The following is an 11,061-nucleotide window of genomic DNA, read 5'->3' as shown; positions in this document are numbered from 1 at the left end:
CACCCCCTTAGCCCTACAAGGTGAACCCTGACACCCCCTCACCCCCACCACCCACCCCACACCCCACAAGACCACACCAACCAGACCACAGCCGCTCGGCCCGTCCCGTGGTCCCGGTACTGGTAACGCGAGCTATGGGAAGTGGCGAGCTGCTCGGGCGGACGTCGGCCGGCACAGGTTAGGTGGCCTCCCCCAGGTAGCTCAGGGCTTGGCGGAAGTCATCGAGCGCGGGCCTGAACTCGCGGGCGGCTGTGTGGAAGGTCGATCGGTCGATCAGGGCCCTGGCCAGTGTTCGCATTCCGTCTGCCGGGTCGTGCTGAGACAGCCGGCGGGCCAGGTCCACTCCGTCGTCGAACAGGGAGCGCACTCGCTCCGCGAACAGATGCGTACGGTGCTCCCAGTAGACGGCGGAGCGGACGGTGAGGACCCGATGCAGCCGGACCAGTTCGGCCAGGTACTGGTCCGGATCCTCGGCGGCTCGCGGAGCAAGGGCATCCAGCTCTTCACGGAGGGCATGGCGGCTCTCGAAGTAGCGCCGCCTGGCATCGGGCGACCACTGCATGGGCGTCGCCCCCGAAGGGGGACGCGGTTCATCGGACGCAGGCCGATCGCTCTCGGCGCCCGAGATGGAGAGCACCACCGCCCAGAACGACGCCTGATAGCCACTCCAGGATTTCCGCTCACCGGTATCGGCCAACTCCGTCAGCAAGGCCAGTGCGTCTTGCCGGACGCGGGCCGCCCGCCCTCCTCGGCCGTGGGTATCGAGCACCTGTGCGTACCCGATGAGCGAGTAGAGATGGCAGGCCATCGGGCCGCGGTCATTCGCGGCTTCGGCCGCTTCCATGCTGACGAGTGTCTCGAACGCGGCGAGCGCTTCGCCGGACCGGCCGGCGTCATGGAGAGCGGCGATCCACTCCAGGAGTGACCAGGCAAGACCCCCGCTGCCGGGCCCGTCGGGCAGGATCGCTGAGACCAACTCGGTCATGGCATCGGCAGCCTCGGCATACCGGCCTTCCTCGGAAAGACCGGCAGCCCACTCACGCAGTCCTTTGACCACGGGGTCTCCGGACAGTTCCGCCTGTGCGCGGCCAATGGCAAGCATCTCGGCGCGCATGGCCAGCCCTTCGGCGCGTCGACCCAGGCTGTACAGCTCCCTCTGGCACGTGTTGAGAGCCTCGTACAGAACATCCGCACGGGCAGGTTCGGCCGGATCGATGGACCGTGCTACGGCCACTGCCTCCTCTCGCAGCGCGAGACAGGCTGCATGCTTCTTGCCGGAGCCGCTGTCGTAGCTCAGACGTTGTAGCGCCCTGGCCAAGAGCGGCAGGTACGAGGCGGGGCTGACCTGAGCGAGCACCCGGTAGGCGTCGACTTCCTCGCGCGGCGTGCGGCGACCTGATGCGAGCAGCACATTCCGCGCTCGCACGATGTCTTCCTGATCGACTTTCCCCGAATGATTCACAACGGGAATTCTGGGTGCCCCGGAGAGGGCCCAACAAGGCTCGTCACCTGTGCCGTTCCTCCTACGAAAACGCCCTATGACCTGTCATGATGGGTGCGACATCACTTTCCCGGGGCGTATCGGTAACCCCGGCCATCAGTTCTTGGGGAGTTCCCTCCGCGCCACCGCTGCCGTGGGGGCCGCCGCGGCGATGCACGAAGCGAATCAACGCACGTTCCCATCCCATCTGTTCACGGGCACCGGGGCAGCTGCGCTCTCAGCGCCCGCACATGCTGCCCAGCGGTGGCCTCGGCCGGCAGCAACCGGCCCTCCGCCGGGCCCCGTCAACCGGCTCCTCCGGTCACAACAACCGAGCTTCGGCCTACAACTGTGCAGCTCAGCCTGGCAGGTTGGAAAATGCTCACTCAGTCCCGATTCACTCGTAACGCAGGCGCAGTGACTCCCGTTCGGCCTCCTCGATCTGGTCAACGGTCAGGCCCGGCAGGTTCAGTTGGGCCAGCGTCACCTCGGCGCTGGTCGGCTGGGCGTCGGCAGGCACCCACTGCTCCGGTTGCCAGGCGTTGGCGCGCATCAGCGACTTCGGACAGTGCGGATAGACCTGCTCCGCATGCACCACAATCGCCGTGACCGGCGGTTTGCCGACGGGAGTGAGTTGGGCAAGCAGCTCCGGGCGCGCCGAGACACAGGCGCGGCCGTTGACGCGCAGCGTGGTAGGGCGGCCGGGGATGAGGAAGAGCAGGCCGACGCGTCCGGTCTGCAGGACGTTGTGCATGGTGTCGAGCCGCTTGTTGCCGGTCGCGTCGGGGATCACCAAGGTGCGTTCGTCCAGCACCGAGACGAACCCGGCCGGGCCGCCACGCGGCGTCACGTCCGCCCGGCCCTCGGCGTCCGCACTGCCGATGAACACCAGCGAGGAACAGCCGATCAGCGCCCGGGTCTCCTCGGTCAGGCGGTCGGTCTCCTTGCGGAGCGAGTTCTGGTTCGGCTGCGGGTAGAGCTCGCGCAGCTGGTCCGGGCTGGTGAGGGCATCTGCCTGGAGGGATTCGAAGAGCAAGCCGGCGGCCCCAGTGTCGATCATCATACGGACGACCCTAGAAGACGACCGCGGCAGTACGCGGGTCAGCACGTGATCTCGCCCGCGTTGACCGTTCACTGCTCCTCAGCGCAGTCAGAGGACGTGGGGGTGTGCCGGACGCCTACCCGCAGCTGGTCGGCGCCGCCCGGGGCGGGCGTTGTCGCGGCCGAGGCGCCTTCGACCACGCGCTCGACCCACTGCCGTCGGGATGCGAGAGGGAGGAAGCTCGCCCGCACCCTCGCCCGGGCACAGGTACGGCGTACGTGCGAAGGCCCCGGCGTCCTGGAAGCCAAGGCCCCGGCGCTCTGGAGGCCAGGGCGCCGGGGCACGGGAACCGTACGCGTGGGAGGTCAGACTCCGGCCGTCTCCGGCTCGCGCGTGTGCGGCGCGGGCGCGGTGTCGCCGAGTTCCTTGTGCAGCTTCTCGCCCTCGACGTCGACGTTCGGCAGGACGCGGTCCAGCCACTTGGGCAGCCACCACGCCTTGGTCCCGAGCAGCGCGAGCACCGCGGGCACGATGGCCATGCGGACCACGAAGGCGTCGAAGAGGACGGCGATCGCCAGGCCGAAGCCCATCATCTTGATCATGTCATCGTTCTCCATGATGAAGCCGGAGAAGACGCTGATCATGATGATCGCGGCTGCCGCGACGACCCGGCCGCCGTGGGTGAAGCCCGTGGTGACGGAGTCGGCGGCGGAGGACCCGTGGACGTAGGCCTCCCGCATGCGCGTCACGAGGAAGACCTCGTAGTCCATGGCCAGGCCGAAGACCACGCCGATCATGAAGATGGGCATCATCGACATGATCGGGCCCGGCTGGTCCACCCCGAAGACGTCCGCGAGCCAGCCCCACTGGAACACGGCGACGACCGCGCCGAGCGCCGCGGCCACCGAGAGCAGGAAGCCCAGAGCCGCCTTCAGCGGGACGAGGATCGAGCGGAAGACCAGCATCAGCAGCAGGAACGCGAGGCCGACGACCAGAGCCAGGTACGGGAGGAGCGCGTCGTCCAGGGTCTGCGAGAAGTCGATGGTCATCGCGGTCATGCCGGTGACCAGCATGGTCGCGCCCGTCTCGTCCTTGATGTCGCCGGACAGCGCACGGATGTCCTTGACGAGCGACTCGGTGGCCGCGTCGCTCGGACCGGTCTTGGGCACGACCGTCAGCACGGCGGTGTCGCCCGCCTCGTTGAAGTTCGCCGGGGTGACGGCCGCGGCCTCGCCCAGGTCGGTGATCTCCTTGCCGACGGTCTCGGCGGCGGCCTTCGGGTCGTCCGCGCCCCGCGTGTCGACGGTGACCATCAGCGGGCCGTTGAACCCGGCGCCGAAGGACTCCGACAGCATGTCGTACGCCTTGCGCTGCGTGGAATCGGGTGCCGCGCTGCCCTCGTCCGGCAGGCCCAGTTCCAGGCTGGTGGCCGGTACGGCGACGACACCCAGGCCGAGCACCGCGGCGAGCAGCACGGTCAACGGCCGCCGCAGGACGAAGCGGGACCAACGGGTGCCGAGCCTGGGCTTGGCGGACGCCTCCCGCTCGCCGGCGGGCGCCTTGCGGTCCTTGCGGCTGAGCGCCTTCTTGCCGGCGAAGCCGAGCAGGGCCGGGGTCAGGCTGAGTGCGATCAGTACGGCGATGGCGACCGTGGCCGCGGCGGCCAGGCCCATCTTGGTGAGGATCGGGATGTTGACCACCGCGAGCCCTGCCAGGGCCACGATGACGGTGAGTCCGGCGAAGACGACCGCGGAGCCCGCGGTGCCGACCGCGCGTCCCGCGGCCTCCTCGGGGGTGCGGCCTTCGGCGATCTCCGCTCGGTAGCGGGAGACGATGAACAGGGCGTAGTCGATGGCGACCGCGAGGCCGATCATCATGGCCAGCGTGGAGGTCGTGGCGGACAACTCGAGCGTGCTGCCGAGCGCTCCGATACCCGAGATGCCGATGCCGACACCGATGATCGCCGAGAGCAGCGGCATGCCCGCCGCGACGAGCGAGCCGAAGGTCAGCAGGAGGACGATCGCGGCGACGCCTATGCCGATCAGCTCGGCGGTGCCGCCCATCTCCTGCTCGGCCATGACGGCGTCACCGCCGGTCTCGACGGTGAAACCGTCGCTGCGCGCGTCGTCGGTGGCTTCGGTGAGCGAGTCGCGAGCCTGGTCGGTCAGCTCCATGGAGTTGACCTTGTACGTCACCGAGGCGTACGCGGTCGTGCCGTCCTTGCTGACGGCGTCCGCCTTGAACGGGTCGGCGACCGAGGCCACCTGCGGGCCGGCGCCGAGCGCAGCGACGAGCTCCTCGACCTTGGCCTTGCCGGCCGGGCCGGAGATCTTCTCACCCTCGGGTGCGCGGATCACGACGCGCGCGGTGGCGCCTTCGGCGCTGGCGGCCGGGAAGCGCTCGTCGAGCAGATCGAATGCCTTCTGCGACTCGGTGCCGGGCATCGAGAAGGAGTCTTCGGGCGGGGCGGGCGCCGTGGATGCGGCAACGCCGGCGCCCACGAGTATGGCCACCCACAACAGGGCGACGAGGCCGCGGCGCCGGAACGCGCGTCGGCCGAGTCGATAAAGGAACGTAGCCACCTGGGACCAATCCGTCGGGTTACGGGCAGGGCGAATACCCGGCACATGGAGAAGGCAGGGGTTCTGACCGGGGTACCCGTCCATGCTCGCCCGGGCTGCCCCGGCCTTTTATCCGTCCCTGGGTCTGGACTGGCGTACTGCATTGGGTGTAGTGCGCCCCCGTGTGCCTCTCCCCCGGGTGTAGATCACGGCGATGCATGTACGCCGCATCCTCTCGGCTGCGAGGTGCGGGGTGCGTCAACGGGAAGAACCTGCAGAGTTCCACCGGCATGCGGCGGGCGCCATGGGGCCCGGTCACGCCAGGTGGATGGCCGGTTGCCGTCTGAGCGGCTACTGCATCAGTTCAGTGTGAGGATGCTCCGGCGAAGTCGGGCAGACGTAGAGCTGCTGTACGTATCCGCTGCCCATTTGGACCGCGGTCGGTTGTCTCGGGACAGGGTCAATGACGGGCGACGTGGCGCGGGCTTCCAGGGGGACACGACCACGGACGTGGACCCCAATGCCTTTGGCTCGGAAGAAATCGATCACGGCCTGGTCCTCCGGGCGAGTATGCGTGGAGGACACCCTGGTGCGGGCTTGACCTTCGTCGGGGTTCCAACTGCGGTTGCTGTCGTCCCATTCGAAAGTGGCGATGGTCAGCAGCGGGTCCATCTTGGTGTCGCAGGCGGGGCAGACCTGGGGGTCGGGGTCGGTGGGGCCCCAGGAAGCCCAGCCGCCGACTTTCCAGCCGGGTGCGACGGACAGGTTGTTCCGGTAGAACTCCTCCGGGTAGGGCTCGTAGGAGCTGTCCACACCCACGTCGGCTGCCTGCCACGTGTTCCAGTCCCCGAGCGGCTCTCGCACCTCTTTGCTCAACTCCATGGGGTTGGGGTATTCGGTGATCTGCTCCGGGTTGAGCAGGCACGGCTCGGGCAGGTAGCCGTCGAACTGCACCGCGGGTGGTTCCGGGGGCGTGGTGAGAATGTCGGTCACCGTGGCTGCCGACCGCCAGAACAGCGCAGTCCTGGGCATGATCGGGTGATCGAAGGGGCACCACAGCACCTGAAGCAGATCGGCCCCGGCCGGTGCGTGCAGATCGGGCACATCCCGCACGTACAACTGCGCGACCGGCAGCATGGCTATGGATCCCTCATACGGCTGGGCGACCGCCGGTTCCAGCGGCAGCTCCCGCCGGGGACGGATTCGGTCAAGGGTCTCTCGCTCCTGCGGGGTCAGGGTCCTACCTCGCGTGGCGGCACGGCTCCGTCGCTCCAGCCGCACCTCCGCCGGGGACATCACCCGTCTCAGTCCGTCCACTTCATGAGGACCTTCGCAGTGGGGCCAGGGCTCGTCGGCGGGCCACAAGAGCGGCCCACCGACCGAACTGTCGCGCGGTGACGGAGCCCCAGGGTAGGGGTGCAAGCGGGTTGCTGTGCGGGGGGGCCAGTTGAGGGAAGACCGCGGTGACGTCGACCGGCCGCGGCGGGGTGGTACGGATGACGTTCATGGCGGCGATGCTGCCAGCAGCCGCTGACAATGGCCGCACCGATCCGCGTACGGCTGGCATCAGGCAACTTCCGTGGGTCAGAGGCGGATTGTGCCTCTCGGCCGAAGGCCGGTGGCCTGCCGCCCCGGCTGCCCCGGCGCAGTCGGTGACGTCGCTGGTCGGCCGGGACGGGGATCACTCCGTCCCGGCGGCGGGGAACGCACAGACGGGCCATCACCCAGCAGTTGCCCGGCGTGCAGCCGCCGGCCCTCCGCCGCCGTGGCGTGAGCGCTGATACGGCCGCCGGCGCCCTCCTTCATTCGCCGGTCCGGGCTGCGCCCCCGTCGCTCGGTTGGCTGCTGTCGACATACACGACCAGCGTCTGCTCCGGCTGTTCGGCCAGGTGAAAAGCGGTGTACGCATAATCGACCGTTCCCCGTTGCGGGTGCCGTAGCCGTTTCCGGCCGCCGTGCCGGGCCTGCACCTCGTACTGCGGCCACCAGTCCCTCACCTCCGGGCTGCCCTCGTTCAGCTCCTCGATCAGTCGGGTGTACCGCGGGTCGCCGGAATGGCGTGCCGCCAGCGTCCGAAATCGGCCGAGCAGGCCGCGTGCCTCGGGTTCCCAGTCGATCAGGACGTCCCGGGCCACCGGTTCGAGGAACACCCAGCGGAGGAAGTTGGCGGGCCGGTCCGCTTCGGTGATGAGCCTCGGGAACAACGCGTCGGCTGCCTGGTTGTGGCTGAGGACGTCATAGTTGCCACCGATGATGTACGCCGGGTTCGGCTGGAGCAGCAGGGGGACGGCACCCGCCTCGGCCGTCAGCGGCTCGCGTTCCTCGGCTTCGGCCGCGGGCGCGTGACCGGCGAGCTGGAGGAGATGATCGCGCTCGTGCCGGTCGAGCCGCAGCGCCGCCGCAAGGGAGTTGAGCACCTGTTCGGAGACGCGGATCTCCCGCCCCTGCTCCAGGTAGGTGTACCAGGTGGCGCTGATCCCGGCCAGCAGTGCCAGTTCCTCCCGTCGAAGTCCCGGTGTCCGACGGCGGCCGGTCTGCGGCAGCCCCACCTCTTCAGGGGTCAGGCGCTCTCTCCGGCTGCGCAGGAACTCACTCAGCTGACGGCGTCGGTCCGGCTGCGTGAGCATAGTGGCACCTTCAGTTCCAGAATAAATTCGGTCTGGATACCAGGCTAAGCCTCCCGGAGACTGGTGCGCGAGCACGGGGCCGCGGCACCACCGACGGCCTCACACGGTCACACCGGACCCGGCCGTCCGGTGCGCAAACGGCTTCCGGACGCTCCTCCAGGACCCGCTGCCGTTCGGCGCACCCCAGCCCCGGTGCCGAAGACGGAGAGGACGACGTCATGTCCGGAATCAAGGGCAAAGTGGTGGCGATCACGGGAGCGAGCAGTGGCATCGGCGAGGCGACGGCGCTGCTGCTCGCCGAGCGCGGCGCGCGACTCGTCCTCGGCGCCCGCCGGTCCGAGCGCCTGGTGGAACTGGTGGCCCGCATCGAGAAGGCAGGTGGCACGGCCGTGCAGATCCGCACCGACGTGACCCGGCGGGACGACCTGCAGGCCCTGGTCGCGCTGGCCGGTGAGGCCTTCGGCCGGCTCGACGTACTCGTCAGCAACGCCGGAGCCGGCACCATCTCGCCCCTCGACGATCTGCGCGTCGACGAGTGGGACCACATGGTCGACGTCAACGTGAAGGGGGTGCTGCACGGGATCGCCGCCGCACTGCCGGTTTTCCGGGCGCAGGGCACCGGCCACTTCATCACCACCGCCTCCACGGCCGCGTTTCGCATCGTGCCGGCCATGGCCGTCTACGCCGGCACCAAGTTCGCGGTCCGGGCCATCTGCGAAGGACTGCGCCAGGAGGCCGGCGACTCCCTACGGGTGACCACCGTCTCGCCTGGTGCGACTGCGACCGACTTCGCGGAGGCGTCGACCAACAGCCGGGTCAGAGCAGAGATCACGAAGATGCGGGACGCCCTCGCGATCCCGCCCGACGCGATCGCCCGGGCCATCGCTTTCGCGATCGAACAGCCTGCCACGGTCGATGTGAACGAGATCGTCGTCCGGCCCACCGCCCAGAGCTGACCTCCCAACCCCTCCGGTGCGGACACCCGCACCCGCGGGAGGGGTTCCACCTGGCTGCCATCGACGAGCGCCCAGGACGGGAAATGTGAGCGGAGTGAGGACTCACTCATTGACGGAGTGAGTCCTCACTCCGTACTCTCGCAGTCATGACAGCACCCAAGGAGAACCAGACCACCCGTCGCCGCGCCCCCGGCATGTCGCCGGAGCAGCGCCGCAAGATGATCATCCAGACCGCGATCCCGCTGATCACCGAGTACGGCGCCGCGGTGACGACCGCGAAGATCGCCCGCGCCGCGGGCATCGGCGAGGGCACGATCTTCCGGGTCTTCGCCGACAAGGACGAGCTGCTGCAGGCCTGCATAGCCGAGGCCCTCTCTCCCGAGCACGCGGTCCGCGAGCTCGACGCGATCGACGTGTCCCAGCCACTGCCCGACCGGCTCGCGGAGGCGGCCGAGGCGCTGCAGGCGCACATCTCCAGGATGGGCGCGATCATGGGCTCGCTGGGGCATCGCGGCGGCAAGCATCCCGGCACGGTGCGCGGCGCGGGCCGCAACGAGTCGACGACCCGTATCCGCGCGGCCCTCGCGGAGCTGCTGGAGCCCGACAAGGCCACCCTGCGCCGGCCGCCGGAGCAGATCGCGGCCCTCTTCTTCGGGCTGCTCTTCACCCAGCCGCATACGGAGGACCAGCCCGACCTGACCCCCCAGGAGCTGGTGGAGGTCTTCCTGCACGGGGCGGTCTCGGGGAGTGCCGAGTGAGCGCGTGGAGAAGGCGCTTCGGGGTTGCGGCCCTGGCCGTCCTGGCCCCCGTCTTGGTGTGGCTGGTCGCGGACCCACTGCTGGGGCACCGGCTGCGGATCGCCGACGGCGAGCAGACGCTGGACATCGGCGCCGTGCCCGTGGCGGTGGTCGCGCTGCTCGCGTCACTCGCCGGATGGGGACTGCTGGCTGCCCTGGAGCGGTTCGTGGCGCGGCGCGCCCACGCCATCTGGACCGGGGTGGCCGGCGCCGTACTGGCCGTGTCCTTCCTGCCGTTCATCGGCGACGGCATGGACGGCGGCACCCGGGTCGCCCTCGCTCTGATGCACCTGGCGGTGGCGGCGGTGCTGATCCCGGGGCTGGGCGGCAGGTCCCCCGGGGCGGGAGCCGGTGCCGCGGGCGTTGAAGACCGTGGACGTGGCCGCCGGTGAGTCGACGGCCACGCGCTACCGGCGTCCGGATGTGAGCGCGGCACCTGCGGCCGGGATCGTGGCTGAGGCGGTGATCGCGCTCGTGAGCGGACATGTCGGCCTCCAGCCTGAGTACGCGTACTCATGTCCTGGACGCCGTGCGGTCGGACCATGAAGGCCCTGTGCGTCTCAGGTTGGGGGTCGGCGTGGGGAAGATCGTGGCCGGGACGGTGGCGGTCGGAGTGACCGTCGGGGCGCTTGTGCTCGCCTACGCCGTGGGTGCGCCGCTCGGGACCGTGCTGGGGACGGCGGCAGGGGTGCTGGCCCTGCTGTGGCTGCTGGTGCTGCTCACCGTGCCGTGGAACCTGTACTTCAGGGCGCACTCGGTGCTGGCCGAGATCACGCTGAGCCGGGAGAAGGGGCTCGACGTGCCGCCCGTGCGCGACACGGAGGCGTCCCGGATCGCCCGGATCATGCTGCGGACGGCCGTGGCGGGGCATCTGGTCACCGCGGGGGCGGTGCTGGCCGTTGCGGTGGCGACGGGAGAGCGATTGGGGTACTGGTTCGCCGGGTTCTTCCTGCTCAGCACGGCCTTCCGGCCCGCGGGCGCGTGGTTCGGACAGGTGCGGCGGCGGCTGGGGACGCTGCTGCGGGACGTGACGTACCCGCGGGACGACGTGGTGGAGCTGAGGAGCGAGGTGCACCGGCTGGTACGGGGCGCGGAGGTGCTGCAGGGCAAGGCGGAGGAGCAGTACCGCGCGCTGGCCGAACTGCGTCGGACCATGGACGCGCTGACCGCCACGGTGTACGCACGCGCCGACGACGCCGACCGCAGGATCGCCGCCCTCGGCCGGGAGTTCGAGGCCACGGTGAACCGGCTGACGACGAATGAGGAGATCATCAGCGGAGTGAAGGCGTTCCTGCGGCTGATCCGGTCGGAGGACCTGGGGGCTCCGGCAGTGCCGCCCCCATGATCACCTGCCGCCGGCGGAGGAAGGCGAGGACGGGTTCCCGGGAGGGAGGACGGCTCTTCCTCCGGCAGCCCTGTGGAGTCAGAGTCGTGCGCCACGGGGTCGGGGCCCCCGTCCATCTCAAGAGTCGGCAGTTCGCCGCGGTCATGCGTGTAGAGCCAGGCCGTGGCCTTCTCGTAGAAGAGACGGACCCCTACGGGCATCACCAGGTCGCGCATCCGCCGTGCGAGCGGCCCGGCCGTCTTGGCGTCGCGGT

9 protein-coding genes and 1 pseudogene are annotated in these 11,061 nt (G+C 69.7%); 5 read left to right on the top strand and 5 right to left on the bottom strand.

What is annotated here, in order from left to right; genetic code table 11:
• Positions 1-178 precede the first annotated feature (178 nt).
• From H0H10_RS09525 to H0H10_RS09505, 5 genes are all read right to left on the bottom strand, one after another.
• Complete coding sequence (locus H0H10_RS09525; protein ID WP_188180417.1) at positions 179-1,462, bottom strand: tetratricopeptide repeat protein; 1,284 nt, start codon at positions 1,460-1,462, stop codon at positions 179-181.
• Between the two features lie 415 nt (positions 1,463-1,877).
• Entirely contained in the window at positions 1,878-2,543 is a 666-nt protein-coding gene (locus tag H0H10_RS09520; RefSeq protein WP_188180416.1) for a pyridoxamine 5'-phosphate oxidase family protein, read from the bottom strand.
• A gap of 344 nt (positions 2,544-2,887) precedes the next feature.
• Complete coding sequence (locus tag H0H10_RS09515; protein WP_188180415.1) at positions 2,888-5,104, bottom strand: MMPL family transporter; 2,217 nt, start codon at positions 5,102-5,104, stop codon at positions 2,888-2,890.
• A gap of 330 nt (positions 5,105-5,434) precedes the next feature.
• Positions 5,435-6,220 (bottom strand): hypothetical protein, encoded by a 786-nt coding sequence (locus H0H10_RS09510; RefSeq protein ID WP_223179616.1) that lies wholly within the window; start codon positions 6,218-6,220, stop codon positions 5,435-5,437.
• A 665-nt stretch (positions 6,221-6,885) separates the two neighbouring features.
• Complete coding sequence (locus tag H0H10_RS09505) at positions 6,886-7,710, bottom strand: helix-turn-helix transcriptional regulator (protein WP_188180414.1); 825 nt, start codon at positions 7,708-7,710, stop codon at positions 6,886-6,888.
• 218 nt (positions 7,711-7,928) lie between these two features.
• On the opposite strand from H0H10_RS09505, the gene H0H10_RS09500 reads away from it, so the two are divergent.
• From H0H10_RS09500 to H0H10_RS09480, 5 genes and pseudogenes are all read left to right on the top strand, one after another.
• Positions 7,929-8,666, top strand: coding sequence for an SDR family oxidoreductase (locus H0H10_RS09500; protein ID WP_188180413.1), 738 nt, complete (start codon positions 7,929-7,931; stop codon positions 8,664-8,666).
• Positions 8,667-8,812: 146 nt separating this feature from the next.
• Entirely contained in the window at positions 8,813-9,424 is a 612-nt protein-coding gene (locus H0H10_RS09495; protein WP_188180412.1) for a TetR/AcrR family transcriptional regulator, read from the top strand.
• Complete coding sequence (locus H0H10_RS09490; protein WP_309141765.1) at positions 9,421-9,855, top strand: DUF6069 family protein; 435 nt, start codon at positions 9,421-9,423, stop codon at positions 9,853-9,855. Before H0H10_RS09495 ends, H0H10_RS09490 begins: the two co-directional genes overlap by 4 nt.
• Positions 9,815-9,940, top strand: a pseudogene (locus tag H0H10_RS09485) (chorismate synthase); the annotation flags it as partial. The gene H0H10_RS09490 and the pseudogene H0H10_RS09485, both read left to right, overlap by 41 nt.
• A 100-nt stretch (positions 9,941-10,040) precedes the next feature.
• Positions 10,041-10,808, top strand: a complete 768-nt coding sequence (locus H0H10_RS09480) for a hypothetical protein (protein WP_188180411.1) — start codon at positions 10,041-10,043, stop codon at positions 10,806-10,808.
• Positions 10,809-11,061: the final 253 nt, after the last annotated feature.

Origin of the sequence: Streptomyces griseicoloratus (genome assembly GCF_014534645.1) — a bacterium.
Taxonomy (GTDB): Bacteria; Actinomycetota; Actinomycetes; order Streptomycetales; family Streptomycetaceae; genus Streptomyces; species Streptomyces griseicoloratus.
Note: the sequence above shows the minus strand (reverse complement) of the source record. Positions and strands in the feature narration are given on the sequence as shown.

Bases quoted from the DNA above. Each gene is read 5' to 3' on its own strand.
- H0H10_RS09510 (WP_223179616.1), bottom strand. From the start codon at position 6,220: ATGCTGCCGGTCGCGCAGTTGTACGTGCGGGATGTGCCCGATCTGCAC.
- H0H10_RS09505 (WP_188180414.1), bottom strand. From the start codon at position 7,710: ATGCTCACGCAGCCGGACCGACGCCGTCAGCTGAGTGAGTTCCTGCGC.
- H0H10_RS09500 (WP_188180413.1), top strand. From the start codon at position 7,929: ATGTCCGGAATCAAGGGCAAAGTGGTGGCGATCACGGGAGCGAGCAGT.
- H0H10_RS09520 (WP_188180416.1), bottom strand. From the start codon at position 2,543: ATGATGATCGACACTGGGGCCGCCGGCTTGCTCTTCGAATCCCTCCAG.
- H0H10_RS09495 (WP_188180412.1), top strand. From the start codon at position 8,813: ATGACAGCACCCAAGGAGAACCAGACCACCCGTCGCCGCGCCCCCGGC.